Origin of the sequence: Marinobacter lipolyticus SM19 (assembly GCF_000397065.2) — a bacterium.
GTDB classification, from domain to species: domain Bacteria; phylum Pseudomonadota; class Gammaproteobacteria; order Pseudomonadales; family Oleiphilaceae; genus Marinobacter; species Marinobacter lipolyticus.
In genome coordinates this window covers 371,570-397,167 of sequence record NZ_KE007306.1, presented here as the reverse complement: position 1 = coordinate 397,167, position 25,598 = coordinate 371,570, and the positions used below count along the sequence as shown (strand labels likewise).

The following is a 25,598-nucleotide window of genomic DNA, read 5'->3' as shown; positions in this document are numbered from 1 at the left end:
ATGACCGATCATCTGCCCCCGGCGTCCCAATTGCCACCAGCCATTTTCCTGATGGGGCCGACGGCTTCCGGCAAGACCGACCTGGCCATGGCGTTGTGTGACCAGTTGCCATGCGACATTATCAGCGTCGACTCGGCGATGATTTACCGGGGTATGGATATTGGTACCGCAAAGCCTTCAGCGAAAGAGCTTGCCCGGGCGCCCCACCGTCTGATTGATATCTGTGATCCGGCCGAAAGCTATTCGGCTGCCGATTTCCGGCGGGATGCGTTGCGGGAGATGGCTGACATTACGCGGGCTGGCAGAATTCCGCTGCTGGTAGGTGGCACCATGATGTATTTCAAGGCGCTGCTCCATGGTATGTCGAACCTGCCATCGGCGGACCCGAAACTTCGTCGCGAGCTGGAAAAGGAAGCTGGAGAAAAGGGTTGGGCGGCACTGCACGAGGAGCTGGCATACCGGGATCCGGTCGCCGCAGGGCTGATACATCCGAACAATCGTCAACGGCTGATAAGAGCCCTGGAAGTCATACGTCTGACGGGGCGACCGATCTCGGAACTCTGGCAACATTCGGGTAAGGATGGCGCCGATGAGCAAGGTGAACCCTCAAATGTCGAGGATTACACCTATTTTACTCAATGGCAGGCAGACGAATCCTCATCGCTTCCGTATACTGTGGTGCAACTTGCTGTTGCTCCGTCCGACAGAAAAGTTCTTCATGAGCGGATACGTCTGCGATTCATGAACATGCTTGCGGCAGGCTTTCTGGAGGAAGTCCGGGCACTGATGGCTCGGGGAGACCTGGATGCAGGTTTGCCTTCCATGCGTTGTGTCGGCTACCGCCAGGCTTGGCATTACCTGGCCGGCGATGATGACTATGACACCATGATCAGCAAGGGTGTGGCTGCGACCCGCCAGTTGGCGAAACGGCAGTTAACCTGGTTGCGCAAGTGGTCCGACGTGGACTGGCTCGACAGTGACGATAGATATATCACTGAAGCGGCCTTGAAAATTATCAGACTTCGCACCACATTTAACTCTGAAAAATGACGATCTGCACTTACTTATAAACAGGAGAAAACACATGTCAAAAGGGCATTCTTTACAAGACCCTTACCTCAATGCCTTGCGCAAGGAACGCATTCCGGTTTCCATCTTTCTGGTCAACGGCATAAAGCTGCAGGGCCAGATTGAATCTTTTGACCAATTCGTGATTTTGCTGAAAAACACTGTCAGCCAGATGGTCTACAAACACGCCATTTCTACCGTTGTACCGGCCCGGAATGTACGCATTCCGCCGCAGGCGCCCGGCGGTGAAGGCGAGGCTGAAGACTGAGTTGTCCGGTTTCCCTGTATTGCCACCCGCGTTTCCGACGAACCCCTGGCGGTTCCTAGGGGCGCGGGTGTTTGTTTTTATGCGGCTAACGGTTTGACTGTTTCGGAGTTGTTACCACTTGTTTGAGCGTCCCGACGTTGGTGAAAGGGCAATTGTCGTCCATATTGATTTTTCCTCTCACGAAGAGACCGAAGATCCGGATGAGTTTCAGGAGTTGGTGGCATCTGCCGGTGTAGAATCGGTGGGGCTGGTGACCGGCTCCAGAAAGCAACCAAGTCCCCGCCTGTTCGTTGGCGAGGGCAAGCTGGAAGAGATCCGCGACGCGGTCGCGGCTCATGAGGCCGACGTGGTGCTGTTCAATCATGCCCTGAGCCCTTCCCAGGAGCGTAACATAGAGCGTGAGCTCAAATGTCGAGTGCTGGACCGCACAGGTGTGATTCTGGATATCTTTGCCCAGCGTGCACGCACCCATGAAGGTAAGCTTCAGGTAGAGCTTGCCCAGCTGGAACACATGTCGACACGACTGGTTCGTGGCTGGACTCACCTTGAGCGCCAGAAAGGTGGTATCGGTCTGCGTGGGCCTGGTGAAACCCAGCTGGAAACGGATCGCCGGTTGCTTCGTGAGCGCATCAAGTCCATTCACAAGCGGCTGGAGAAAGTTCGGCGCCAGCGTAATCAGGGGCGTCGAGCCCGCAAGCGTGCGGACATTCCCACCGTTTCTCTGGTGGGTTACACCAACGCGGGTAAATCGACCCTGTTCAACCATATCACCACGTCGTCCGTATACGCTGCGGACCAGTTATTTGCTACCTTGGATCCGACGTTAAGGCGGCTGGAACTTCCGGACATTGGTCCAGTCGTATTGGCAGATACTGTCGGGTTTATCCGACACTTGCCCCACAAGCTTGTGGAAGCCTTCCGCGCGACGCTTGAAGAAACCATAGAAGCAACCCTGTTGCTCCATATTATCGACTGTCATGATAGTCGTCGTGACGAGAACATGGAGCAGGTGGAGGAAGTGCTTGCAGAAATCGGCGCTGATGAGGTTCCAGTGCTTCAGGTCTTTAATAAAATCGACCTGCTTGATAATTTTACTCCGCGCATTGAGCGTAATGAGGATGGCTTGCCAGTCAGGGTATGGTTGTCCGCGGTAACCGGTGAGGGGATCCAGGGGCTGTTTGACGCGATCGTTGAGCGTCTGGCCGAGGATGTTATTCATCAGTTTGTATTGCTGGGCCCACGGGACGGCAAGCTCCGGGCACTGCTGCATCAGGCCGGTTCGGTTTTGAGTGAAGAGCACCGGGACAGTGGTGATACGGTGCTGGAAGTTCGCCTGCAGTACCGGGACTGGCTCCAGTTGTTGAGCCGTGCCGGCAGTCAGGAAAGCGATATCAGATTAGACGCAAGGGAGGCGTAAGCCGGCAACGCTATTGCCGGGGCGCTCATAAATCCCTAGTATTTGCAGCCATTCTATCAGTCAGGAACGGAGAGCATTATGGCCTGGAACGAACCGGGTGGTAACCGCAACGACAATGACCCTTGGGGAACCGGTGGTGGTCGTGGCGGCAATGATCAAGGTCCGCCAGACCTCGATGAGGCGCTGAAAAAAGGTCTCGACAAACTGAACAGGATGCTGGGTGGGAAGGGCGGTCGCTCCGGCGGCTCCGGTGGTTCTTCATCCGGTGGTGGTGGGTTTGGTGCCATTCTGGCACTGATTGCCATCATTGGTTTGGGGTACGTTGTATTCCAGTCCTTCTACACAGTGGATGAGCAGGAGAGGGCAGTCGTCCTGCGCTTTGGTGAGTTCAGTCGCACAGAGGAGCCTGGTCTCCGCTTTAAGGTGCCGCTGATTGACGATGTCACCAAGGTTCGTGTGACGAATGTTCGGACCGCCGAGTCCAGCGGTCAGATGCTGACCCAGGACGAGAACCTGGTAACCGTGGACCTTCAGGTCCAGTATCGTGTCGGTGATGCCAAGGCGTACGTCTTGAACATCAGGGACTCCAATCAGGCCCTGGCGTTTGCTACGGACAGTGCGTTGCGTCATGAAGTGGGCAGCTCCACCCTGGACGGGGTACTGACCGAAGGTCGTGCTGAGCTGGCTGTTCGCGTTGAGCAGCGCCTGCAGAGTTTCCTGCGTGACTATGGCGCTGGCCTGGAAATCGTGCGTGTGAACGTTGAAAGTACTCAGCCGCCACCCGCCGTGCAGGACGCATTCCGTGAAGTCCAGCGTGCCCGTGAAGATGAGCAGCAGGTCAAGGAAGAGGCGGAAACCTATCGTAACAAGGTTGTGCCGGAGGCCCGTGGTCAGGCCCAGCGCATGATAGAAGAAGCCAATGCTTACAAGGAAGAGGTTATCGAGCGTGCCAACGGTGAAACCGCTCGCTTCCTGGCCATGCTGGAGGTGTACCAGATGTCTCCGGAAGTGACCCGTGAGCGTATGTACCTGCAGGCGCTTGAAGGGGTGTTGTCCAGTACCAGCAAGGTTCTGGTGGACACTCAAAGCAGTGGCAACATGATGTATCTGCCGCTGGATCGCCTGACCCAGGGGCGTATTTCCAGCAACAGTGGATCGACCAGCTCCGGCAGCAAACCTGATATCTCAACCCTCACCGATCAGGTGATTCAGGAACTGCGTGGACGGCAGGATACCGGCATTCGGAGGAGCAGATAATTATGGGACCCAAAGGTGTAGTGGGCCTTGCAGGCGCCCTCATTGTAGTCCTGCTGGTTTTGTCGAGCGTTTACATCATTCCCGAGACCCATCGCGGCGTGAAGCTTCGCTTTGGTGAGCTGGTAGAAACGGATATGCAGGCAGGCCTGCACTTCAAAGTACCGGTGATTGACCAGATCCGCGAGTTCGATATTCGCGTGCTGACCATGGATCTGCCTTCCCGCCAGTACCTGACCATCGAGAAGAAGCCTCTGGATGTGGATTCCTATATCGCCTGGAAAATCCGCGATGTGGACCAGTTTTATCGGGCAACCGGTGGTGATGAATACCGCGCCCAGTCCCTGCTGCTGTCCCGGGTGGACAATGGTCTGCGTGACGAGTTCGGTGTGCGGACCATGGTTGAAGTGGTCTCCGGACAGCGTGATGAGCTGATGCACACGCTGCGGGATCGGGTTAACGAAACCTCTCTGAAAGAGTTCGGTATCGAAGTTCTGGATATCCGGGTCAAGGCGATCGAGTTCCCCGGTGAGGTCAGTCAGAACGTCTATCGCCGGATGGCGACTGAGCGTGAAAAGCTGGCCCAGGAGTTCCGTTCGCGCGGTCGTGAGCTGGCGGAGGGTATTCGAGCCGATGCCGATCGTCAGCGCACGGTCATCCTGGCAGAAGCATTTGCCGAGGCGGAGGAAACCCGTGGTGAAGGTGATGGTGAGGCGGCGCGAATCTATGCCGATGCTTATGGGGCCAATGAGGAGTTCTACAGCTTCTATCGTAGCCTGCAGGCGTACCAGAACACCTTCTCAAGCAAGGATGACATCATGGTGATTGATTCCAACAGTGACTTCCTCCGATTCCTCAAGGATCCGCAGGGCGGTCGCTGAGGGGCATTGCCCTTAGCTAAAACCGGAATACCTCGGTATTCCGGTTTTTTTGTGCCCGCCAACAGTGTAAAATTCTGCCGGTTTTGGTTCGGGTTTTTTCTCCTGCTCCCGAATTCGCCTTAAATCCTGTGCATTCCCGCCAACCTTGATGGCTGCGGGGCAGAACGGACAACGGAATCTCATGACAGTATCTGATCGCTGGTTACTGCCGGATGGTGTGGAAGACATTCTCCCGCCTCTTGCAGGACAGATTGAATCCCTGCGCCGGGACGTAATGGACACTTGCCAGCGCTGGGGGTACCAGCTGGTAATCCCGCCGCTGATTGAATACCTGGAATCCCTGTTTACCGGAACCGGCCACGATCTTGAATTGCAGACGTTCAAACTGACCGATCAGCTGACCGGCAGGATGATGGGCGTTCGCGCGGATATGACACCCCAGGCGGCCAGGATCGATGCCCATACCCTGGGACAGGAAGGCATTACCCGGTTGTGTTACGCCGGCCATGTCCTGCATACCCGTCCGCGGCACATGCTCACTGGCCGTACTCCGATCCAGGCCGGTTGTGAGCTGTTTGGCAGTGCCTCCGAAGCCGCGGATATGGAAGTGATCAGCCTGATGCTGGAGACCCTGAGGGTGTCCGGCATGCCCAGGGTGCACCTGGATCTGGCCCATGTGTCGATCTATGAGACGCTGATGGGGGAAGCCAGCTTCGACCGGGATACTGAAGCGGCCATCTTCGATGCCATGGCGCGCAAGTCGGTCCCTGAGCTGGATAAGTTGCTTGGTTCCTGTGATCCCTTGTCTGCGGGTGGTCGCCTGCGTCAACTGGCACGGGTCAGTGGTGGTGCGGAGGCGCTGCAGGAAGCCAGAAAGATTCTTGAAGGCGCGCCGGAGGCATTGCTGGGAGCCCTCGATCAATTGGGGCGCGTGGCGGACATGTTGACCCGGGATTTTCCGGAAATCAGTTTCGGATTCGATTTCTGTGAATTGCGCGGTTACAACTATCACACCGGTCTGGTGTTTGCCGCCTACGCGCCGGGACATGGCGACGCGGTTGCCAAGGGTGGCCGTTATGATGCGATTGGCAGTGACTTCGGCCGCGCCAGACCCGCGACCGGGTTCAGCCTGGATGTGCGTGCCCTGGTCTCGCTCGGCGAGCGTGTGGTGCGCCGGCCCGGTGCCGTCTGGGCGCCGGCCGATGTCGACCCTGCGCTGGAAGGGGTGATTGCCGGGTTACGGCTGACAGAAATAGTGGTCAGGGCGTTGCCTGACGAGTCGGATGCGGATCCGGCTGCAAAGGGTTGTGACAGAATTTTGGTAAAGCGTGACGGCCAGTGGGTCGTGGATCAACTGAGCTGAATTGAGAGAACATCATGGGTAAAAATGTAGTTGTGCTGGGCACCCAGTGGGGTGATGAAGGCAAGGGCAAGATTGTTGATCTGCTGACGGACAAAGTGGCAGCCGTGGTTCGTTTCCAGGGCGGTCATAACGCCGGCCACACTCTGGTTATTGAAGGCAAGAAGACCGCGTTGCACCTGATCCCCTCCGGCATCCTTCGTCAGAATGTGCAGTGTCTGATCGGTAACGGCGTTGTGTTGTCACCGGAAGCCCTCCTCAAGGAGGTGCGTGAGTTGGAAGCTAACGGTGTGGCAGTGCGTGACCGCCTGCGTATCAGTCTGGCGTGCCCCATTATTCTCCGAACCCACGTCCGTATTGACCAGGCCCGCGAGCGTGCCAAGGGTAACGAGAAGATTGGGACCACAGGTCGTGGTATCGGGCCGGCATACGAAGACAAAGTTTCCCGCCGTGGCGTTCGTCTTGGGGATCTGTGCAATCCGATCGCTTTCGAAGAGAAGCTGCGGGAAATTATGTCCTACCACAACTTCGTGCTGACCGAGTATTTCAAGGAAGAGGCCGAAGATATTGATGCCGCACTGGCCGAACTGAAGCAGATGGGCGAGGAAATCCTGCCCATGGCCGCGGACGTCACCGATATCCTGCACGATTACCGCAAACGCGGTGAAAATATCCTGTTTGAGGGTGCCCAGGGCTCCCTGTTGGACATCGATCTGGGTACCTACCCGTATGTGACCTCATCCAATACCACGGCGGGCGGCACGGCGACCGGCTCCGGTTTTGGCCCGTTGTTCCTCGATTACGTTCTGGGCATCACCAAGGCTTACACCACTCGTGTGGGTTCAGGTCCGTTCCCGACCGAGCTGTTTGACGACATGGGGCAGCACCTGGCGGTGAAGGGCAATGAAATTGGCACCACTACCGGGCGTTCCCGTCGTTGTGGCTGGTTTGATGCGGTGGCCCTGCGCCATGCTATCCAGATCAACAGCGTTTCCGGTATTTGCCTGACCAAGCTGGACGTGCTGGATGGCATGGACACAGTGAAGGTGTGTGTGGGTTACAAAACGCCACAGGGTGAGATTTTCCGTCCGCCCATCGGTTGTGATACGTACAAAGATATTGAGCCGGTATACGCTGAGTTGCCGGGCTGGAAGGAGAGCACTTTTGGCCTGACCAGTCTGGAGCAGCTGCCGGAAAACGCGAAAGCGTATATCCGCTTCCTGGAAGAACAGATCGAGGCGCCGATCGACATCATCTCAACCGGGCCTGATCGGGTGGAGACGGTAACGCTCCGCCATCCGTTCGGCGAATAAGTTATAGCTCACAAAAAACCCGCTTTCGAGCGGGTTTTTTGTGAGCGGAGTCAGCAAGTCAGGGCTTGTTGGCAATGATCGTTGCGCGCTTCGGTCCGGGATAGCCTTCAATGGTTTTGCTGTGGTCATCGGGATCGAGGAAGTCCACGAGAGAATTGAACCGCATCCAGTCGGTCTGGCGCTGCTCCTCAATCGTGGTCTCGGTGACATCCACCACCCGCGCGTCCCTGAATCCGGTGCGGTCGAGCCATCGCATCAAGGTGTCACAGCTGGGAAGGAACCACACGTTGCGCATCTGGCCGTAACGGTCCTCCGGCATCAGGCTGTAGCCTTCCGGGCCGTCTACAACCAGTGTTTCCAGCACCAGCTCACCTCCCCGGCGCAGGGTGTCCTTCAGTTCCAGCAGGTGATCCAGCGGTGAGCGTCGGTGATAGAGCACGCCCATGGAGAACGTGGTATCAAACGATTCCAGTTTTCCGGGAAGATCTTCCATGCGCACTGGTACAAGATCAACTGGCACATCTCCCAGGTATTTTTTTACGCTGAGGAACTGAAACAGGAACAATAGTCCGGGGTCGATGCCGATCACCCGTGCGGCGCCTTCCCCCAGCATACGCCAGCAGTGGTAACCTGAGCCGCAGCCCACGTCGAGGATGCGTCGTCCGGTTAAATCAGACAGGTAGGGCGAAACCCGGTCCCATTTCCAGTCCGAGTGCCATTCAGTGTCGATGTAGGTGCCAAAGAAATCAAAGGGCCCCTTGCGCCAGGGCATGAGTCCTCTTAAGCCGGATTCCAGCTGTTCAAGCTGTGACTCGTTGAGCAGTGTTTCCGCGCGCAGGGTAACGGCGGACGTGTCCAGTCTGGCTTGGGTATCGGAAACGTCGGGAAGCTGTGCCAGTGCCGCCATCCAGCGGGCGATGTCGCCGTGCGGATTGTCCTCGAACCGACGCCGGAGTTGTTGGGTCAGCAGGTTGGACCAGCGTTCCTGGCCCTCGTTATTGAGTTCGTTGAGGAGGGCCTGATAGCAGCCCTGCCAGTCAAAGGTTGCCATGGAAGCTCCTCAGGCAGCAGATTTGATGGCCAGCATGGAGACAAAGTTGAAGCACTGATACCAGACGATGACCTGGTCAAAGCCGGCCTGCTGCAGTCGCGTGCGGTGATCGTTCAGACTTTCCGGAATCAGGACCTGCTCAATGGCGGAGCGCTTCTGGCTGATTTCCAGGTCGGAATAGCCGTTGGCCCGTTTGAACTCATGGTGCAGGCGGGTCTGGGTTTCCTGCTCTTCATCTGATTCGAAGCGGATCTTTTCCGACAGGATCAGTACGCCTCCCGGGCGAGTGGCGGTCGCAATGCGTGCCAGCAGTGCCGCTCGCTGCTCCGGTGGCACAAACTGCAGCGTAAAGTTCAGAGTGGTGACCGAGGCATTACTGAGCTCGGTGTCCATAATATCCTCGCAGCGCAGGCTGACAGGCAGGGAGCTGTCATCCAGGGCGATGTAGTGCTCACAACGTTCAATCATGGCTTGTGAATTGTCCACACCAACGAGGCTGCAGTCATCAAAGGAAATACCGTGCCTCATAGCCAGGGTGGAGGCGCCGAGGGAGCACCCCAGATCGTAGCAATTGGAGCCCGCCTGGACGTACTGTTCGGTGATCACCTCAATCATCGGGATGATGGTGGTGTATCCGGGAACGGAGCGACGAATCATATCCGGGAAAACCCGGGCCACTGAGGCATCGAAGCGAAAATCCTCGGGATTGCGCTCGGTGGCGAACAGGCGATCGGTTTCCTGCAGCGGTTGGCGTGGTTTGTTACTCATTGCCGGCGGTGTCCTCTGACGGCTCCTGAGTAGGCGCCCGTTTGCATCTCACACCCCGGTTTTTGTAGTCCACAACGATGCCACGGAAGTCCGGGTCCACGTCTGCTGCGATCGCCAGGTAGCCCTGTTCACAAACGGCATGCAGTTCAGAGGACTTCGGTGACATGCGGAACTCGTCACCGGGAGTGACATGAATGGCCTGGAATTCGCCGACCGGCACATTGTCCTTGTTGTTGGAGTGATCAATCCGACCACTGACTTCAAGGACCACCACGGTGGCGATGGCTGTGCCGATGGCGGTAGCGATCAGATTGCGGACCGTGAACCTGGCCTCTTTCTCGCTCATCAGAAAATCTCCGGGTTAATGCGTCTGTCCGGTCGTTAGTACTGACCGGGAATATTGATGGGTGGTGCCTGCAAGGCGGCGAGCTGTTCTCGCATGGCCAAAACCTGGTCCGACCAGAATCTGGGCTGGGTGAACCAGGGGAAGAACCTCGGAAAGGCCGGGTCATCCCACCGATTCGCCAGCCACGCGCAGTGGGCTATTTGCCGGTAGCAGCGCAGGGGCTCTATCAGGTGGCGTTCGCGTCGGTTGAAATCGCGAAACATCTCATAACCTTCCAGCAGTTCGCCGAATTGGGCACTCCGTTCGGCATCGTCGCCATTGAGCAGCAACCACAGGTCCTGGATGGCGGGCCCGGTGCGGCAATCGTCCAGGTCGACGAACAGCATCTGTTCCTCACGACACAGTATGTTGCCTGCGTGGCAATCGCCGTGGAGTCTCAGGCTTTCACATTCGCCCGCTTCATCTATTCTGCGGGCGCAAGCATCATACAGATCGGGAATCAGGCTGTCCCAGGCTGGACGCAGGTCTGCCGGGATCCAGTCGCCGTCTATCAGGATCTGATTCTTGCTGGTGATCCCGTCAAGAATATTGAACGCCGGGCGGTGCAGGAACGGTTTGCTGGCACCAATGTTGTGTAGCTGCCCCAGCCATTGGCCTAGCCGGTACAGGGTATCCGTGACGCTGGTGTCCGGTGCCTGACCGCCACGTTGGGGAAAGACCGCAAAGTGGAATTCCTGCCACTGGCCCAGGGTATCACCAGAGGGCATCGCCATCGGCGCGACAACCGGGATATCCGCTGCCGCCAGCTCGGCGGTGAAGTTGTGTTCCTCACGGATCTGAGCCTCGGTCCAGCGTCCTGGGCGATAGAACTTGGCAATGATGGGTGAACTGTCTTCAACACCGACCTGATAGACCCGGTTTTCGTAACTGTTCAGGGCAAACAGGCGGCCGTTTATGACGAAACCTGCGCTTTCCATGGCGTCCAGAATAGTATCGGGAGTCAGGGCGTCGTAAGGATGGCTTGAGGTTTCTGTCATAGGATCAGTATTAGCGCCTTGAGTCTTGTCTGGCCTGCATGTGGCTGAGGTGGTACCAGTTTTCATCCAGTTCCCATCGGACACGGTCAATACTGGCAGCGCTCAGTATTATATCACCTGCCCTGGCCTGGACCTGGGCGAGTTCACGCTCTGCCCGCTGCCAGTCCCGATGGTTGTCACCCAGGTTCTGCATGCTCGGAAAAATGGTCGTCAGTGCCTGGCGGGTGGGGATGTTGTGGGAACGCAGGGAACTCATGATGGCCGTGTTGCCTTCCACCCTCAGCACCCGGTGCTGGTAGGGGTAGTCCGCTACTACGGCGTCAGCTTTCAGGTTGTGGTTCAGGCTGATTACTTCAAACCCTCGCCAGCCGAGCCAGCCCACAAACAGGGCCGCAACCACCATGACCGTTAAAAACTGCTTCCTGTCCGACATCTCACACCTGCTTCCTGCATTAACGTGATCCCCACAGTATAACGTTTCCCACGTGGTATCGTAATGCGAATACGGGTGTGTCTGCCGGCTTTTTCGCGGTATCCGCGATTTGCGATACAGTCCACTGGCAGGCAGCAATGATACAGATATCAATGATAAGGCAGGTGTGAATGGCGCAGCTGGAGAAACTCCAGGCAGATACAGTGGTGATCGGGGCCGGTGTTGTCGGGCTGGCCATTGCCCGGGCTCTGGCAATCCAGGGCAGGGAGGTGCTGGTGCTGGAGGCGGGCGATCATTTTGGTGAAGGTATTTCTTCCCGCAACAGTGAAGTTATCCACGCAGGCATCTATTACCCACAGGGTTCCCTGAAAGCGCGCCTTTGCGTGCAGGGGCGTGATCAGCTCTATGGCTACTGCCAGAAACGTCTCATTGGCCACCGCAAAACCGGTAAGTGGATTGTGGCCACCCGCCGGTCCCAGATGTCTAAGCTTGAAAGCATCCAGGTGCAGGCCAGGCTTAATGGTGTGGCGCTGGCCATGGAGGGTGCGGATGCGGTGAAGAAATACCTGCCAGGAGTATCCGCCTGTGCGGCCCTGTATTCTCCGGAAACGGGTATTGTCGACAGTCATGGCTTGATGGTATCCCTGTTGGCCGACCTGGAATGCGCGGGTGGGCAGTTGGTGAGGCGTGCACCGGTGGAAGCCGCCCGTTCTGATGACACGGCGCACCGCCTGACCGTCGGCGGATCCATGCCTTGTGAGTTGTTGGCCCGTTGCGTCATCAATGCGGCGGGGCTTGGTGCAGTGCCGTTGGCGGAAAACTGGGAGGGGCTGCCGGATGCCGGTCGACCGGAGCAATGGTTCGCTCGAGGCGTTTACTTCAGTTACAACGGTCGCCATCCTTTCAGCACCTTGATCTACCCGGTACCAGAACCTGGCGGCCTCGGGGTGCACCTGACGCTCGATCTTGCCGGACAGGCCCGTTTCGGGCCGGACGTGGAGTGGATTTCCGCCGAGGACTACACCGTCAACCCGGCCCGGGTCAAAGCGTTTGTCGAGGGTATCAGGCAATGGTGGCCGGAAATGGACGCCAGCCGCCTGCAGCCGGCCTATGCGGGTATTCGCCCAAAACTGACGGGCCCCGACGGAGGTTTTTCCGATTTCCGGATCGACGGACCGGAGGATCATGGGGTGCCGGGAATGGTAAACCTGTTCGGCATCGAGTCACCGGGCCTGACGTCCTGCCTGGCCATTGCCGATTATGTCGCTGCCAGAGTCTGACCTGATTGTCGGATTACGGCTTCGCCTAATCCGACCTACACGGGCAGGAATTTCAGACCCAAGCCGTAGGTCGGATTAGGCGAAGCCGTAATCCGACAAATTTCCGGCAAACGGCGTTAGCCGGGTGTCCGGGCCAGTGCCCACACCTGCACATCTTCGGCGCCAGCGTCTATCAATGCCGTCGCCAGCATTCTGGCGGTGGCGCCGGTGGTGACCACATCATCCACCAGGGCTATCCGTGCTGGTACTGAACCGCAGACCTCGAACATGCCGCGCAGGTTGTGCAGCCGTGCTTCGCGGCCAAGCTCCCGCTGTGGCCTGGCGTGTCGGAGGCGTCTGATCCGGGTGGCAGACCAGGGCACGTTCAGTGCCAGGGAGAGCTGCTCCGCTATATCTTCTGCCTGGTTGAATCCCCTCTGGCGCCTGCGTTTGCGGTGCATGGGAGCGGGCACGATCAGGTCTGGTCTGAGCTCAGGCCTGGTTTGCAAGTGTCGGGACAGGTGCTCCGAAAGGCCGGCCATCAGTGGTCGCGCATATTGCCTCTGGCCGTTGTATTTGTATCGACTAATCATGCCGTCAACCGGGTATTGGTATCGCCAGGGCGCGATGGTCTGGCTGAAAGGCGGCGGCGTGGACAGGCATTCACCGCAGGTATGCGTGTCAGAGTGGAAAGCCAGGGGCAGGGCGCAACGTTGACAATGCCAGCGGTTAACCGGTAAGTCCTCGTGGCAGCCTTTGCATAAGCCGTTGATTGTCCTGTAGTCCAGGCAGGCGACACAGCTTCCTGCTGTTTTCTCGCTGTTAACCTTTAGTGCTGTCAAGGTTGACAGGAATCTCAGTCCCTTTATCATTCGTCTATCCGTAAACCAGTAACCCTACAAAGGTTAACAGGGCCCTATTATGACCGCTACAACTCCCCGTCACGACTGGACACTTCAGGAAGCCCGTGAACTGTTCCAGCTTCCTTTCAATGACTTGCTGTTCCGCGCCCAGAGCGTTCACCGGGAATTCTTTGATCCCAACGAAGTGCAGGTCAGCACGCTGTTGTCGATCAAGACCGGTGCGTGTCCCGAGGATTGTAAGTACTGTCCCCAGAGCGGTCATTACAACACGGGCCTTGAGAAAGAAAAGCTTTTGGAAATTGAGAAGGTGGTCGCAGAAGCACAGGCCGCCCGCGAGAAAGGCGCCTCCCGTTTCTGTATGGGCGCTGCGTGGCGAAGCCCCACCAAGAAGGACATGCCGTACGTTCTGGATATGGTACGTCAGGTGAAATCCCTGGGACTGGAAACCTGTATGACCCTGGGTATGCTCCAGGAAGATCAGGCAAAAGAGCTCGCCGATGCGGGACTGGATTACTACAACCACAACCTCGACACCTCCGAGAAGTATTACAGCCATATCATCACCACCCGCACCTACCAGGATCGTCTTGATACTCTCGACAATGTCCGCAAGGCCGGCATGAAAGTCTGTTGTGGCGGCATCATGGGCATGGGTGAGGACGAGGATGACCGCGTCGGTCTGCTGGTCCAGTTGGCGAACCTGCCCCATCACCCCGAGAGTGTACCGGTCAACATGCTGGTAAAGGTGAAAGGCACCCCCATGGAAGATGTGGAAGACCTGGATCCGTTTGATTTCGTGAGGATTATTGCCGTCGCCCGCATCATGATGCCGGAATCCCACGTGCGCCTGTCCGCCGGGCGAGAAAACATGAATGAGCAGATGCAGGCCCTGTGCTTCATGGCTGGTGCCAACTCCATTTTCTATGGCGAGAAGTTGCTGACGACTGCCAATCCGGAGGCCGATGCCGACATGGCGCTGTTCCGCCGTCTGGGAATCCGTCCTGAGCAGCGGGAGCAATGTGCGACCGAGGAGCAGGAAGAAGAGTCGATTGCCGAGGCAGTCGAGTACGAAGCCACTCGCCACATGTTCTACGACGCAACCCGGGAATCCGCGTAACCGGAAGTCCTGTAGGTCGGTTTAGGTATTCACCGAACACCGTAAACCGACAAGCGCCGTCACCAATGCTCAGGAATTGACCAGTGCGAGACTTCGCGGCAGAACTTGAACAGCGTAAACAGTCCGGCCTGCACCGACACCGCCGACTGATTTCCGGCCCCCAGCAGCCGTCTCTGACCTCCGATGGTCAGAGTCTGCTGTCGTTCTGCAGTAACGATTACCTCGGTCTGGCCAATCATCCCGCGAACATCGAAGCGTTTGTTAATGCTCTGCCGGAGACCGGTCTGGGTGGCGCGGCGTCGCACCTGATTTGTGGCCACCACGATGCTCACCACCGTCTGGAGGAGCGTCTGGCGGCCTTTACCCAGCGCAGTGCCGCGTTGTTCTTCTCCACCGGTTATATGGCCAACATGGGGGCGATTTCTGCCCTTGCCGGACGGGGAGATACGATCTTCTCGGATCGCCTCAATCACGCGTCCATTATTGATGGCTGCATTCTCAGTCGGGCCAAAGTTCGCCGTTACCCCCACAGTGATATGGCGGCATTGGAGCGGATGCTGGACGAAACGTCGGGTCACAAACTGGTGGTCACCGATGGGGTGTTCAGCATGGATGGCGATATCGCACCGCTAAGGGAGCTGGCGGCATTGTGCAAGACCCATGATGCCTTGCTGGTGGTGGACGATGCCCACGGTGTTGGTGTGCTGGGTCCCCAGGGGCGTGGCAGCGTGGCGGAACTGGGGTTGTCCGAGGACGATGTTCCGGTATTGATCGGTACCCTGGGTAAGGCAGTGGGGACCAGCGGTGCCTTTGTGGCCGGGCCGCAGATTCTGATGGATTACCTGGTGCAGAAGGCCAGAACCTACATTTACACCACCGCGATGCCGCCGGCGATTGCTGAGGCAACGGTTGCCAGCCTCGACTTGATCGAGCGGGATGATGAGCGGCGGGCGCACCTGCGTGACTTGATCGAGCGTTTCCGGCGCGGGGCCGCCAACCTTGGGTATCAGCTGATGCCTTCGGACACACCGATCCAGCCCATCATGGTAGGTGATAACTGGTCTGCGCTGGCACTGAGTAAGGCGCTGGAGCAAAAAGGATTGCTGGTCACCGCCATTCGTCCGCCCACGGTGCCCGAAGGGGAGGCGCGACTGCGGGTGACACTGAGTGCAGCCCATACCCGGGCTGATGTGGATCGCTTGCTGGCTGGCCTGTCTGCCTGCCGCGCATTGTCAGGTAGTGTTGTGGAACAGTCCGCATGACCGCTGGTTATACAGGCCCGTTGGTTGTTGTCGGTGGCTGGGGGGTTCGAAGCGACATGCTGTCTGACCTCTATGACCTCTGGCCGGGAGAGGTGATACCCGTCAGCCTTGATGACGAGCTGATGACCGGCTGCGACTCGGTCAGTGGAGTTGCAGACGAGCTGCTTGGCCGTTTCCCGATGCCTGCGGTGTGGCTGGGGTGGTCCCTGGGTTCACAAGTAGCTATGGCAGCGGCCGCCCGCCGTACCGGTGCTGTCACTGCCGTGATCACTGTAGGGGGATTCCCCCGATTCACCGAAACTATTGGATGGCCCTCCGGCATGCCACAAGGCGAGTTTGAGGCGTTTGCCAAGGGTGTCATCCGGGATCCGGATCGCTACTGGACGCACTTTCTGTTGTTGATGATTAACGGTGACTGGCGGGAACGTCTGGCCCGCAAAAGGCTGAGGTTCTGGCTGGAGCAGGGCCCGCCGGTGTCCAGTGCAAATCTTGTCAAGGGGCTGGGTTGGCTACGGCAGGAAGATCACAGATCCCTGTGGGGTAATCTCGGTGTGCCGGCGTTGCACCTCATGGGCGAGAAAGACGTTGTGGTCAGGCCCTGGAGCGAGTGGTCTGGGCGGTCCATGCAAAGCCGCGCTGGTGTGATACCGGGCATGGCCCACTGGCCAACAGGTGAAGCTGCCAGTGATTGTCACCAGGCCATGGCAGCTTTCCTGGCTGGCGCGCGGGAGGTAGATCAATGGACGTCCTGATGCGATCACCCGGCGAGGCCCAGCGCAACGACCAACCGCGAAAGCAGGACATTGCCCGGGATTTTGGCGGGGCGTCTGATACCTACGAATCCGCGTCGCGGCTTCAGCGCCACATGGGCAATATAATGCTGGATCGGCTTGGCCCATGGCGACCTGGAAGTGATGAACCAGAGATTCTCGACCTGGGCTGTGGTACCGGTTGGTATACGCGCACATTACGGCAGGCTTATCCCGAGGCTCACGTTACCGGTGTTGATCTGTCTCCGGGCATGATTGGTCACGCCAGGTCCAACAGTCCGGCTGACATTGATTGGCTGGTGGCAGACGCGGGGTGTATACCGTTTCCGGACAACAGCGTCGATATCGTCTTCAGCAATCTGATGATTCAGTGGTGCGAGCGTCCCCTCTCGGTTCTGGCAGAATGCAGGCGTTTGTTGCGCCCCGGGGGTGTGCTGGTTTGCTCAACGTTGCTGGACGGCACCCTGAAAGAGCTGGAACAGGCCTGGGCGAAGGCTGATCCGGGGCGGAGGCATGTAAATCGATTTGAGGCCGCATCCGCCATCAAGCGAATGGTGGATGAGGTACTGCCAGGTGGGGAAGTCACAACAGGCACCGTGACGCTGGACTATTCGTCCCCCCTGGCGCTTACCCGTGAGCTCAAATCCCTGGGTGCGGGTTATAAAGGGCAGGATCGTCGTCGCACGGTGACCGCTCCGGGGCGTGTCCGTGCGATGTGTGCGAATTATCCTCGAACCCGGGAAGACAACGTTCTCGCGTCCTATCAGGCGTGCTGGATTAACTATCAATCCCCCTCTCTTGACTGCTGAACAGGTTGCACATGGCCAGGAAAAGCTTTTTTGTCACAGGTACAGACACCGAAGTGGGTAAGACCATTGTATCGTCCGCCATTCTGGAAGCCGCCAGGGTGATGGGCAAGCGGACCATCGGGATGAAACCGGTGGCGTCCGGCTGCGACCGGACAGCGGAAGGGCTACGGAACGAAGACGCGCTGATGCTGCAAGCAGCGATGACGGAATCTTTAGCTTATGACCGCATCAATCCTGTGACTCTGGAACCGGCAATAGCGCCCCATGTGGCGGCAGAACAGGCCGGTCGGCAGCTGACCGCACAACGGCTGGTCGGCTTTTGCCGGGGGCTGCAGATGCAGCCGGCGGACCTGATGCTGATTGAAGGCGCGGGAGGCTGGCGGGTTCCCCTGAATGACCGGGAAACCTATTCGGAAGTGCCGAAGGAGCTAGGTGCGGGGGTTATCCTGGTGGTGCCTCTGAAGCTGGGATGTATTAACCATGCCCTGCTGAGCGCGGAAGCCATTCGTAACGATGGCCTGACTCTGGCGGGTTGGGTGGCAAACCGCCCGGAACAGGAAGCGATGAGTTGTGAACAGGAAACCCTGAACTACCTCTTGATGCATCTTGGCGCGCCTTGCCTCGGGGTTCTGCCCTGGCTTCAGGAGCCAAATCCCCGGGAGCTGGCGGCATCGCTTAACATTGACGTGCTGTTTGAAAATTAATCAGCTTTGTGGCTTACTAAGCTGAATCCGGGTCATCAGGTATCGCAGTTATGATCAGTAACACACTGGGTATTGGTATTCAGGGCATCCAGGAAGGCATGGCGGGCATGGAGAATGCAGCCCGGAAGATTGCCCGTGGTGGTGCTGATGGTCCCCAGGGCACTGCCGAGGGTGCGGGTTCCCTGGTTGAGCCCATAGTCGAGCTGAACCTTTATGAACGCAGTGTTGAAGCGTCCGCACAGGTCGTTAAAACTGCGGATGAGACGCTCGGCACGCTGCTGGATATCATGGCCTGATTGCAACCCCTTATCCCCACTGACTTGGTTTTTCGAGCCAACTGATGATTTCCGGCGCCATTCCTTCCATTAATTCGGTCTACTCGTCGTCGGCAGTCACCGCCGGTAAGCCTGTTGTTGCTGGTGCAAGGGAGCCGGGACCGGTCGCGCCATCCTCGGAGCAGGATCAGTCCTCTTCCGTCCGCAAATCGGCCGGAGATCCCCGAAATGTCCAGGCCCTGGATGAAGCGCAGCTCAGGGAATTGACCGAGCTTAAGGCGCGAGACCGGGAAGTGCGGGCCCACGAAGCCGCGCACAAGGCGGTTGGTGGCCAGCACGCAGGCGCCATTTCCTATGACTACCAGCGCGGGCCCGATGGCGCCCGGTATGCCGTGGGCGGCGAAGTATCCATTGATATCTCGCCGGTACAGGGTGATCCGGAAGCCACCATCGAAAAAATGCGGGTCGTTCGCGCCGCGGCTATGGCTCCCGCGGAGCCTTCCTCCCAGGATCGGGCTGTCGCAGCTGAGGCAACGCAGATTATGCTGCAGGCCCAAACGGATCTTTATCGGCAGGCCAGTGACACCTATCAATCGGTATCGAAAATGAACGATTCTGATACGAAGTCAGAGCGTTCATCCTTCCAATCTGTAATGGCCTGATTGGACAACCTTTTCTCCTCGGAGTGGCGCTGCATCCGCGCCATTCCAGTCTTTTCCGGCCACAAATTGCAACACAAATTTCCAGTCGGGCTATTGACAATTCTGTACCTCTAAACGTATGTTTCAAACAAGTGTTTAATTAAGGCTGTGTTGCGATAGCATCACGGTGTCTGAGCAAACCCCAAGGCCAAGTACTGCAACCTGGGTTGCAGATGTGACCGAAAACCTGAGGTGGATTACATGCCTGAATACAAAGCGCCCCTGCGTGACATCAAATTCGTAATGAACGAGCTGCTGGACAGCGAGCAGCACTACGCAAAGCTGGAAGGTGCCGAGGATGCAACTCCGGATATGGTGGACGCCATTATCGGGGAAGGTGCCAAGTTCTGTGAGCAGGTTCTGTCTCCGCTGAACCAGGTGGGTGACAACGAAGGTTGTAGCTGGAGCGAAGACGGTGTCAAAACACCGACCGGCTTCAAAGAAGCCTACCAGCAGTACGTTGAAGGTGGCTGGCCGTCCATGACCGCCGATCCCAACTACGGTGGTCAGGGCCTGCCGCACTCCCTCGGGCTGGTCATGAGCGAAATGGTCGGCACTTCCAACTGGTCCTGGGGTATGTACCCGGGTCTGAGCCACGGCGCCACCAATACGATTGAAGCTCACGGCACCGAAGAGCAGAAGCAGACTTACCTCACCAAACTGATCAGCGGTGAGTGGACCGGCACCATGTGCCTGACCGAGCCGCACTGTGGTTCCGACCTGGGTACCCTGCGTTCCAAGGCCGAGCCGAATGCTGACGGCAGCTACGCCATCACCGGTACCAAGATCTTCATCTCTGCCGGTGAGCACGACATGGCAGAGAACATCGTTCACATCGTTCTGGCACGTCTGCCGGGCGCTCCGGAAGGCACCAAGGGTATTTCCCTGTTCATCGTGCCGAAGAACCTGCCGAACGAAGACGGTTCTTCCGGTGAGCGTAACGCCGTCTCCTGCGGCTCCATTGAGCACAAGATGGGTATCCATGGCAACGCCACCTGTGTAATGAACTTCGACGGCGCCAAGGGCTGGCTGATCGGACCCGAGAACCGCGGCTTGAACTGCATGTTCACCTTCATGAACACGGCGCGTATCGGTACCGCCATCCAGGGTCTGGGTGCGGCCGAGCTGGGCTTCCAGGGCTCACTGGCTTATGCCAAAGAGCGTCTGGCCATGCGTTCACTGAGCGGTCCCAAGAACCCGGAAGGCATTGCTGATCCGATCATCGTTCACCCGGACGTTCGTCGCATGCTGCTGACCCAGAAAGCGGTTGCCGAGGGTGCTCGCGCGCTGATCTATCTGACCGCACAGCAGGCCGATATTGTTCACAGCGGCAAGTCCGAAGAAGATCGCAAGGCCGCTGACGAAGCCCTTGGCTTCCTCACCCCGATCGCCAAGGCGTTCCTGACCGAAATCGGATACGAGTCAGCCAACCTGGGCATGCAGGTGTTCGGTGGTCACGGTTTCATCTCCGAGTGGGGGATGGAGCAGAACGTACGTGACGCCCGTATCGGCATGATCTACGAGGGCACCACCGGTATCCAGGCGCTGGATCTGCTGGGCCGCAAGGTTCTGATGACCCAGGGCGAGTCCCTGAAGGGCTTCACCAAGCAGGTGCACGTATTCTGTAAGGAAAACGCTGATAACGAACAGCTGAAGGAATTCCTGGAGCCGCTGGCGGCCCTGAACAAGGAATGGGGCGATCTGACCATGAAGATCGGCATGACCGCCATGAAGAACCGCGAAGAGGTCGGTGCCGCGTCCGTGGACTACCTGATGTATTCCGGTTACGCCGTGTTTGCCTACCTCTGGGCCCGTATGGCCAAGGTAGCGCTGGACAAGATGGCAGACGGAACCAGCGAAGAGTTGTTCTACAACGCCAAGGTGCAGACCGCGCGCTTCTACTTCAAGCGTATGCTGCCCCGAGCCAAGGGACATGCCGAGAGCATGCTGGCCGGCGCTGACAGCCTGATGGATATGCCGGAAGAAGCCTTCGCCATCTAAGGCGCGGGCAGGCATACCCAGAAAAGCCCGCTCTCCCCGGAGGCGGGCTTTTTTCATGAGTTAGGCTCGCCAATAGGGTAGAATACGCCCCTATAAAAATAACCTTGAGCGGACACATAGCCGAGAGGTACGCCAAAGCACATAGCTGGGGGCGTGCTGACAGACTGACTGGAATTTTGGAGAGTTATTAGATGGCTGATTATCAGGCACCTTTACGTGACATGCGCTTTGTTCTGAACGAAGTATTCGATGCACCGGCACTCTGGGCATCTCTGCCAAAAGTTGCAGAGAATGTAGACCCGGAAACCGCTGATGCGATTCTGGAAGAAGCGGGCAAGATCACCAGTGGTGTACTGGCCCCGCTGAACCGCGAAGGTGATGAGCAGGGCAGTAAGTGGAATGACGGCGAGGTCACCGCTCCGGAAGGCTTCAAGGAAGCTTACCAGACGATTGTGGAAGGTGGCTGGAACGGCCTGGGTGGTAATACCGAGTTCGGCGGAATGGGTATGCCGAAGACCCTGGTAGCCCAGTTCGAGGAAATGATGCAGGGTGCCAACATGGCGTTCGGCCTGGCGCCGATGCTCACCGCTGGTGCGTGCCTGGCCCTGGATGCCCATGGCAGCCAGGAGCTCAAGGAAAAGTACCTCCCGAACATGTATTCCGGCGTCTGGTCTGGCGCCATGGATCTGACCGAGCCCCATGCCGGTACCGATCTGGGTATTATCCGCACCAAGGCCGAACCGAATGACGACGGCTCGTTTAATGTCACAGGTACCAAGATCTTCATCACCTGGGGCGAGCACGACATGGCGGAAAACATCATCCACCTGGTGCTGGCCAAGTTGCCGGACGCGCCGAAAGGGCCGAAGGGGATCTCCCTGTTCCTGGTGCCGAAGTTCATGGTGAACGAAGACGGCTCCCTGGGTGAGCGCAACAGTTTCAGCTGTGGCTCTATCGAGAAGAAAATGGGCATCAAGGGCTCCGCCACCTGTGTGATGAACTTCGACGGTGCCAAAGGCTGGCTCGTCGGTGAAGAAAACAAGGGTCTGGCGGCCATGTTCACCATGATGAACTACGAGCGTCTGGGTGTTGGAATCCAGGGTATTGGCGCGGCGGAAGCGTCCCTGCAAAGCGCTCGTGAGTACGCACTGGAGCGTATCCAGAGTCGCGCGCCCACCGGTGCCCAGGAAAAAGAGAAAGCGGCTGATCCGATTATCGTCCACCCCGATGTGCGTCGCATGCTGCTGACTATGAAGAGCTATATCGAAGGCGGTCGCACCTTCTCTACCTACGTTGCGCAATGGCTGGATATCTCCAAGTACGCTGAGGATGATGAGCGTCGCAAGCATGCTGAAGGCATGGTGGCGTTGCTGACACCGGTTGCCAAGGCATTCCTGACCGATCGCGGTCTGGATGCATGCATCATGGGGCAGCAGGTATTCGGTGGTCACGGCTTCATCCGTGAGTGGGGCCAGGAGCAGCTGGTTCGCGACTGCCGCATCACCCAGATCTACGAGGGTACCAACGGTATCCAGGCGCTGGACCTGATGGGCCGGAAGGTCGTTGGCAGTCAGGGTAAGCTGTACGAGCTGTTTGCCAGTGATGTGGCGTCCTTTATCGAGGAAAACAGCGATGATGAGCACCTGCGTCCATACCTCGAGCCACTGGCTGCCGCGTTTGAGCGTCTGTCTGATGTAACAGAGCACGTGATCAACCAGGCGGGGGACAACCCCAATGCCATTGGTGCTGCGTCCGTGGACTACCTGGACCTGTTTGGTCTGACGGCTCTGGGCTACATGTGGGCGAAGATCGTCAGGGCCGCTGCTCCGAAAGCGGAAAGTGACACCTCCGGTTTCTACACCGGCAAGCTGAAGACAGCGCGGTTCTACTTTGACCGTCTGTTGCCGAAGACGGTATCACTGGCGGAAGGTATCCGCAGTGGTAGTGACTCGATGATGGCGCTGACAGCCGAGGAATTCTGATCAACGACGGTCAGATTTCGAAGCAGTGAAAACAAAAAGGCAGATCCTGTGAGGGATCTGCCTTTTTTGTCGCCTATGACAATTCAGCGATGTACATCTCCGGCTGGTATGAGGGGGTTAGAGATTCTCCAGACGTTCCGGATTCCTGATGAATCGGTTTTCATTCCCCTGAAGTTCACTGACCAGACGGTGGCGGGTCAGTTCCTGGTCGTCAGGAGGATCGACCCGGTTCCAGCTTTTAAAGACCGAGGACGCGCCGACCCAGGGCAGGTCGTAGGTGTCGACCATGTAGGCAACCGCGCGGGCAACATCGCCCTTTACCTCTCCAGGGGGTTCAAAAAACTGGGCGCTTTCCCGGTTTCCACATTCATCTTCTCGTGCGCCAGCGCTGAGTTCTTCGTAGCGAGCGTTGCGGCGGCGTATTTCGACACGGCTGGTGACGGGCACTATGTTGTGGAGGTCGGAGGCTATCTGGCGATAGCGGTCATTCCGGCCGCACTGGCTGCTCGTGCCGCAGCCCAAAGCGCTACGAACTGCGGCGAGAGGGTAGATATGACCTTCTGTCATGGTGAACCCCTTGTTTTTAAACGGGGTTCTGCAGAAGAATGAGGTGCCTCCATCGGAGTAAAGTTTCCCCCAAAACTGGTCGCGGACAACCGTATCGGGATTACTGAATCGGGTGTTCTGACCATTGGTCAGGGATGGGGTCAATAGTATGAGCGTAATGATAAGGGCGCTTGTCTGGTTCATGCGTTCTTATACCTCGCTACAAAGGATAGGGCCTTTGCCGATCAGGCCCTAACGACCTTTACTTCAAGCGATCACGAATGCGCTCGTACCTTGCGCGAAGTTCCTCTCCGAATTGCTGGGCTTTCTGACGAGCTTCCTGAGTTGTATCTTCGGTATCGTGCAGAATTTTATCGAACTTGTGACGGAACTTTTCCCAGTCTTTTTCGAGATCGTCCCACTCATCCTTGACGTCTTCTCGGGCAAGGTGAAGTTGGACGCGTGCTTCGTCACGGTACTGTTTGATTTTCTCTGACAGTTTTTTGAGGTCATCCTGAAGCGTCATATGAAACACCTCCTTTGGTAGACGTTACCTTACAATGCTCCCGAAACTGAAAACCTGTCAAGAGGGGAGTGGGAGGGTCAGGTGTTGCGGGCTGCCAGCAGGGTGGCCATATCTTCCAGATGGCTCCAGGGAGAGCTGGGAGAAAATCCCTTGGTGGCGCGATCAATATCGCTGCACAGTTCCAGGGCTGAGTGGAGCTGGGGGCGGGAAAGCCGCCGCGCTGCCTGCTCTATGGTGCGGGCACGTTGTGGCTGGAAGACGCCGCGTTGCTTCAGGAAGGACGATGGGTTCTCACGTTGTGCGGTTGCTGACCGCAGTTCCATAGTCAGGTTCAGGTCGCGAACCAGTACCGCCAGCAACCCCAAAGGGTTCTCGCCTTCCTGCCTGAGTACCCCGATCATCTTGCGGGCATGAGGAGCCCGTCCGGCCAGAAGCTCCGTTACCAACTCGAATCCGGTAAAGCGGGAGCTGTCCTGGACGGCCTGTTCTATGGCTTCTTCATCAATGGTTTTACCGGTGCCAAAGAGAGCCAGCCGATCCAGCTCCTGGCTTGCAGCCAGGAGGTTGCCTTCAAGTCGCTCGGTGAGAATACTCAGGGCGCCCCGGGTCAGCTTCAGTCCCCGGGAATTGGCACGCTGTTGCAGCCAGCCGGCAAACTTGTCGCCGTCTACCGGCCATACGGGAACATGCACGCCCTTGTTCTGTAATTCCTTGTACCACTTCCTGCGCGTCTCGGCGGCGTCCAGTCTGGCACTGATCAGTAGCAGAACAATGTCTTCGGGGGGATCCTGAAGGACTCTCTCGAGGACTGCACGACCATCTCCGAGTTTTCCGGTGGGCAAGTGGATTTCGATGCGGCGTTTTTCGGCAAACAGGGACAGTGAGCCAAACTCCTCGCCTACGGTGTTCCAGTCCAGCTGGTGATCGGCGTGAAACGTCATGCGCTCCAGGAAGCCGGCATCCCTGGCAGCACTACGGACCTGGTCACAGCATTCCTGGACCAGCAGGGGTTCATCTCCGGAAATCAGATAGACCGGTGCCAGGGATTTCTTCAGTAACTGGGGAAGCTGGGCCGGTTGGGTCTTCATAATCAGCGCGTGTCTTGCTCTTGATCTTTGACGGCCTGTTCCCGCAATTGGGTAACCCGGGAGTCCGTCAAAGGTGCCAGCCGGAAAATGATCTGTTGTGCCAGCCGATCATAAAGCTGTTGCCTGAGCTCCTCTTCCTCCCGCTGCTTGGCGAGCACGTTGGTCTCGTCGTAGCGATAGGTTTCGCTGCTATTAAGACGGGTTTCCGCTATCAGGGGCAGGTCGTCGCGGGTCAGCACGTCCATGTCGACGGTCTGTCGGAGCGTGTATTCCGCCGCTGCGGCCTGAACCGTAATGGCGCTGGCGCGACGGTCTTGCCGGAATCCGCGAAGGCGCAGAATGTAATCCGCCTGTTCCGGCTCACGAACATCAATCTTGCCCAATTCAAGTTGCTCTTTGACAGCCTGACAAAGGTCATCCGGTATCTCTTTAACGCAGGAGACAGCCAGTGGTTGTAGACCAGGTGGCACCGGGGGTGCCCCCCGCAATTGAAAGCCGC

General features: G+C 57.8%; 27 protein-coding genes. 17 read left to right on the top strand and 10 right to left on the bottom strand.

From position 1 onward, the window contains the following. From miaA to MARLIPOL_RS01790, 7 genes are all read left to right on the top strand, one after another. Positions 1-1,050 (top strand): tRNA (adenosine(37)-N6)-dimethylallyltransferase MiaA, encoded by a 1,050-nt coding sequence (miaA, locus tag MARLIPOL_RS01820; RefSeq protein WP_012136351.1) that lies wholly within the window; start codon positions 1-3, stop codon positions 1,048-1,050. Positions 1,051-1,084: 34 nt separating this feature from the next. Next, positions 1,085-1,336, top strand: coding sequence for an RNA chaperone Hfq (gene hfq / locus MARLIPOL_RS01815; protein ID WP_012136350.1), 252 nt, complete (start codon positions 1,085-1,087; stop codon positions 1,334-1,336). 118 nt (positions 1,337-1,454) lie between these two features. Continuing rightward, on the top strand, positions 1,455-2,753 hold the full coding sequence (hflX, locus tag MARLIPOL_RS01810) for a ribosome rescue GTPase HflX (RefSeq protein WP_012136349.1): 1,299 nt from the start codon (positions 1,455-1,457) through the stop codon (positions 2,751-2,753). Between the two features lie 78 nt (positions 2,754-2,831). Continuing rightward, complete coding sequence (gene hflK, locus MARLIPOL_RS01805; RefSeq protein ID WP_012136348.1) at positions 2,832-4,010, top strand: FtsH protease activity modulator HflK; 1,179 nt, start codon at positions 2,832-2,834, stop codon at positions 4,008-4,010. Between the two features lie 2 nt (positions 4,011-4,012). Next, positions 4,013-4,888, top strand: coding sequence for a protease modulator HflC (gene hflC, locus MARLIPOL_RS01800; protein WP_012136347.1), 876 nt, complete (start codon positions 4,013-4,015; stop codon positions 4,886-4,888). Positions 4,889-5,069: 181 nt separating this feature from the next. Further along, entirely contained in the window at positions 5,070-6,251 is a 1,182-nt protein-coding gene (locus MARLIPOL_RS01795) for an ATP phosphoribosyltransferase regulatory subunit (RefSeq protein WP_012136346.1), read from the top strand. Between the two features lie 14 nt (positions 6,252-6,265). Further along, positions 6,266-7,561 carry an adenylosuccinate synthase gene (locus tag MARLIPOL_RS01790; protein WP_012136345.1) on the top strand — a complete coding sequence of 432 codons (1,296 nt, stop codon included), beginning with the start codon at positions 6,266-6,268 and terminating at the stop codon, positions 7,559-7,561. A gap of 58 nt (positions 7,562-7,619) precedes the next feature. On the opposite strand, the gene cmoB is transcribed toward MARLIPOL_RS01790, so the two are convergent. Genes cmoB through MARLIPOL_RS01765 form a run of 5 tightly spaced genes read right to left on the bottom strand, consistent with a single transcriptional unit; the run spans position 7,620 to position 11,196 of the window. Then, a complete protein-coding gene (cmoB, locus tag MARLIPOL_RS01785) occupies positions 7,620-8,612 on the bottom strand; it encodes a tRNA 5-methoxyuridine(34)/uridine 5-oxyacetic acid(34) synthase CmoB (RefSeq protein ID WP_012136344.1) in 993 nt (330 codons plus the stop codon). A gap of 9 nt (positions 8,613-8,621) precedes the next feature. Further along, positions 8,622-9,380 (bottom strand): carboxy-S-adenosyl-L-methionine synthase CmoA, encoded by a 759-nt coding sequence (gene cmoA, locus MARLIPOL_RS01780; protein ID WP_012136343.1) that lies wholly within the window; start codon positions 9,378-9,380, stop codon positions 8,622-8,624. After that, the gene (locus MARLIPOL_RS01775; RefSeq protein WP_012136342.1) at positions 9,373-9,726 is read right to left on the bottom strand and encodes a hypothetical protein; all 354 of its coding nucleotides are present in this window, start codon (positions 9,724-9,726) and stop codon (positions 9,373-9,375) included. The genes cmoA and MARLIPOL_RS01775 overlap by 8 nt, the downstream gene beginning before the upstream one ends. Positions 9,727-9,761: 35 nt before the next feature. Continuing rightward, on the bottom strand, positions 9,762-10,763 hold the full coding sequence (locus tag MARLIPOL_RS01770; protein ID WP_012136341.1) for a serine/threonine protein kinase: 1,002 nt from the start codon (positions 10,761-10,763) through the stop codon (positions 9,762-9,764). Positions 10,764-10,773: 10 nt separating this feature from the next. Continuing rightward, positions 10,774-11,196, bottom strand: a complete 423-nt coding sequence (locus MARLIPOL_RS01765; protein WP_012136340.1) for a hypothetical protein — start codon at positions 11,194-11,196, stop codon at positions 10,774-10,776. A gap of 170 nt (positions 11,197-11,366) precedes the next feature. Here MARLIPOL_RS01765 and MARLIPOL_RS01760 point away from each other — a divergent pair, with 170 nt between their 5' ends. Beyond that, on the top strand, positions 11,367-12,476 hold the full coding sequence (locus MARLIPOL_RS01760; RefSeq protein ID WP_012136339.1) for an NAD(P)/FAD-dependent oxidoreductase: 1,110 nt from the start codon (positions 11,367-11,369) through the stop codon (positions 12,474-12,476). Positions 12,477-12,592: 116 nt separating this feature from the next. Here the strand turns inward: MARLIPOL_RS01760 and MARLIPOL_RS01755 are convergent, their stop codons facing one another. Next, positions 12,593-13,297 (bottom strand): ComF family protein, encoded by a 705-nt coding sequence (locus MARLIPOL_RS01755; protein WP_228677560.1) that lies wholly within the window; start codon positions 13,295-13,297, stop codon positions 12,593-12,595. 79 nt (positions 13,298-13,376) lie between these two features. On the opposite strand from MARLIPOL_RS01755, the gene bioB reads away from it, so the two are divergent. The 9 genes from bioB to MARLIPOL_RS01710 all read left to right on the top strand — a co-directional run bounded on the left by bioB (position 13,377) and on the right by MARLIPOL_RS01710 (position 22,939). Then, the gene (gene bioB / locus MARLIPOL_RS01750; protein ID WP_012136337.1) at positions 13,377-14,435 is read left to right on the top strand and encodes a biotin synthase BioB; all 1,059 of its coding nucleotides are present in this window, start codon (positions 13,377-13,379) and stop codon (positions 14,433-14,435) included. A gap of 83 nt (positions 14,436-14,518) precedes the next feature. Continuing rightward, entirely contained in the window at positions 14,519-15,697 is a 1,179-nt protein-coding gene (gene bioF, locus MARLIPOL_RS01745; RefSeq protein ID WP_012136336.1) for an 8-amino-7-oxononanoate synthase, read from the top strand. After that, the gene (locus tag MARLIPOL_RS01740; protein WP_012136335.1) at positions 15,694-16,449 is read left to right on the top strand and encodes an alpha/beta fold hydrolase; all 756 of its coding nucleotides are present in this window, start codon (positions 15,694-15,696) and stop codon (positions 16,447-16,449) included. The genes bioF and MARLIPOL_RS01740 overlap by 4 nt, the downstream gene beginning before the upstream one ends. After that, positions 16,437-17,276 (top strand): malonyl-ACP O-methyltransferase BioC, encoded by an 840-nt coding sequence (bioC, locus tag MARLIPOL_RS01735; protein WP_012136334.1) that lies wholly within the window; start codon positions 16,437-16,439, stop codon positions 17,274-17,276. Before MARLIPOL_RS01740 ends, bioC begins: the two co-directional genes overlap by 13 nt. 11 nt (positions 17,277-17,287) lie before the next feature. Continuing rightward, positions 17,288-17,980 (top strand): dethiobiotin synthase, encoded by a 693-nt coding sequence (bioD, locus tag MARLIPOL_RS01730; RefSeq protein ID WP_012136333.1) that lies wholly within the window; start codon positions 17,288-17,290, stop codon positions 17,978-17,980. A gap of 50 nt (positions 17,981-18,030) precedes the next feature. Beyond that, entirely contained in the window at positions 18,031-18,276 is a 246-nt protein-coding gene (locus MARLIPOL_RS01725; RefSeq protein WP_012136332.1) for a flagellar basal body rod C-terminal domain-containing protein, read from the top strand. A 44-nt stretch (positions 18,277-18,320) separates the two neighbouring features. Next, positions 18,321-18,917, top strand: a complete 597-nt coding sequence (locus MARLIPOL_RS01720; RefSeq protein WP_012136331.1) for a putative metalloprotease CJM1_0395 family protein — start codon at positions 18,321-18,323, stop codon at positions 18,915-18,917. 240 nt (positions 18,918-19,157) lie between these two features. Next, positions 19,158-20,957 carry an acyl-CoA dehydrogenase C-terminal domain-containing protein gene (locus MARLIPOL_RS01715; RefSeq protein WP_012136330.1) on the top strand — a complete coding sequence of 600 codons (1,800 nt, stop codon included), beginning with the start codon at positions 19,158-19,160 and terminating at the stop codon, positions 20,955-20,957. A 191-nt stretch (positions 20,958-21,148) separates the two neighbouring features. Then, positions 21,149-22,939 carry an acyl-CoA dehydrogenase C-terminal domain-containing protein gene (locus MARLIPOL_RS01710; protein WP_012136329.1) on the top strand — a complete coding sequence of 597 codons (1,791 nt, stop codon included), beginning with the start codon at positions 21,149-21,151 and terminating at the stop codon, positions 22,937-22,939. Between the two features lie 117 nt (positions 22,940-23,056). Here the strand turns inward: MARLIPOL_RS01710 and MARLIPOL_RS01705 are convergent, their stop codons facing one another. The 4 genes from MARLIPOL_RS01705 to MARLIPOL_RS01690 form a co-directional block, all read right to left on the bottom strand. After that, a complete protein-coding gene (locus MARLIPOL_RS01705) occupies positions 23,057-23,506 on the bottom strand; it encodes an endonuclease (protein WP_228677559.1) in 450 nt (149 codons plus the stop codon). A 241-nt stretch (positions 23,507-23,747) separates the two neighbouring features. Then, the gene (locus MARLIPOL_RS01700) at positions 23,748-24,011 is read right to left on the bottom strand and encodes a hypothetical protein (RefSeq protein ID WP_012136327.1); all 264 of its coding nucleotides are present in this window, start codon (positions 24,009-24,011) and stop codon (positions 23,748-23,750) included. A 77-nt stretch (positions 24,012-24,088) separates the two neighbouring features. Continuing rightward, positions 24,089-25,099 carry a DNA polymerase III subunit delta gene (gene holA, locus MARLIPOL_RS01695; protein ID WP_012136326.1) on the bottom strand — a complete coding sequence of 337 codons (1,011 nt, stop codon included), beginning with the start codon at positions 25,097-25,099 and terminating at the stop codon, positions 24,089-24,091. A gap of 2 nt (positions 25,100-25,101) precedes the next feature. After that, positions 25,102-25,569, bottom strand: a complete 468-nt coding sequence (locus tag MARLIPOL_RS01690) for an LPS-assembly lipoprotein LptE (RefSeq protein ID WP_323807358.1) — start codon at positions 25,567-25,569, stop codon at positions 25,102-25,104. Positions 25,570-25,598: the final 29 nt, after the last annotated feature.

Coding starts and splice junctions, on each gene's coding strand:
- hfq (WP_012136350.1), top strand. CDS start 1,085: ATGTCAAAAGGGCATTCTTTACAAGACCCTTACCTCAATGCCTTGCGC.
- MARLIPOL_RS01740 (WP_012136335.1), top strand. CDS start 15,694: ATGACCGCTGGTTATACAGGCCCGTTGGTTGTTGTCGGTGGCTGGGGG.
- cmoB (WP_012136344.1), bottom strand. CDS start 8,612: ATGGCAACCTTTGACTGGCAGGGCTGCTATCAGGCCCTCCTCAACGAA.
- bioD (WP_012136333.1), top strand. CDS start 17,288: ATGGCCAGGAAAAGCTTTTTTGTCACAGGTACAGACACCGAAGTGGGT.
- MARLIPOL_RS01765 (WP_012136340.1), bottom strand. CDS start 11,196: ATGTCGGACAGGAAGCAGTTTTTAACGGTCATGGTGGTTGCGGCCCTG.
- MARLIPOL_RS01700 (WP_012136327.1), bottom strand. CDS start 24,011: ATGACGCTTCAGGATGACCTCAAAAAACTGTCAGAGAAAATCAAACAG.
- MARLIPOL_RS01770 (WP_012136341.1), bottom strand. CDS start 10,763: ATGACAGAAACCTCAAGCCATCCTTACGACGCCCTGACTCCCGATACT.
- miaA (WP_012136351.1), top strand. CDS start 1: ATGACCGATCATCTGCCCCCGGCGTCCCAATTGCCACCAGCCATTTTC.
- MARLIPOL_RS01720 (WP_012136331.1), top strand. CDS start 18,321: ATGATTTCCGGCGCCATTCCTTCCATTAATTCGGTCTACTCGTCGTCG.
- MARLIPOL_RS01705 (WP_228677559.1), bottom strand. CDS start 23,506: ATGACAGAAGGTCATATCTACCCTCTCGCCGCAGTTCGTAGCGCTTTG.
- MARLIPOL_RS01715 (WP_012136330.1), top strand. CDS start 19,158: ATGCCTGAATACAAAGCGCCCCTGCGTGACATCAAATTCGTAATGAAC.
- bioC (WP_012136334.1), top strand. CDS start 16,437: ATGGACGTCCTGATGCGATCACCCGGCGAGGCCCAGCGCAACGACCAA.
- bioB (WP_012136337.1), top strand. CDS start 13,377: ATGACCGCTACAACTCCCCGTCACGACTGGACACTTCAGGAAGCCCGT.
- MARLIPOL_RS01760 (WP_012136339.1), top strand. CDS start 11,367: ATGGCGCAGCTGGAGAAACTCCAGGCAGATACAGTGGTGATCGGGGCC.
- MARLIPOL_RS01725 (WP_012136332.1), top strand. CDS start 18,031: ATGATCAGTAACACACTGGGTATTGGTATTCAGGGCATCCAGGAAGGC.
- hflC (WP_012136347.1), top strand. CDS start 4,013: ATGGGACCCAAAGGTGTAGTGGGCCTTGCAGGCGCCCTCATTGTAGTC.
- hflK (WP_012136348.1), top strand. CDS start 2,832: ATGGCCTGGAACGAACCGGGTGGTAACCGCAACGACAATGACCCTTGG.
- MARLIPOL_RS01775 (WP_012136342.1), bottom strand. CDS start 9,726: ATGAGCGAGAAAGAGGCCAGGTTCACGGTCCGCAATCTGATCGCTACC.
- MARLIPOL_RS01795 (WP_012136346.1), top strand. CDS start 5,070: ATGACAGTATCTGATCGCTGGTTACTGCCGGATGGTGTGGAAGACATT.
- cmoA (WP_012136343.1), bottom strand. CDS start 9,380: ATGAGTAACAAACCACGCCAACCGCTGCAGGAAACCGATCGCCTGTTC.
- holA (WP_012136326.1), bottom strand. CDS start 25,099: ATGAAGACCCAACCGGCCCAGCTTCCCCAGTTACTGAAGAAATCCCTG.
- MARLIPOL_RS01790 (WP_012136345.1), top strand. CDS start 6,266: ATGGGTAAAAATGTAGTTGTGCTGGGCACCCAGTGGGGTGATGAAGGC.
- MARLIPOL_RS01710 (WP_012136329.1), top strand. CDS start 21,149: ATGGCTGATTATCAGGCACCTTTACGTGACATGCGCTTTGTTCTGAAC.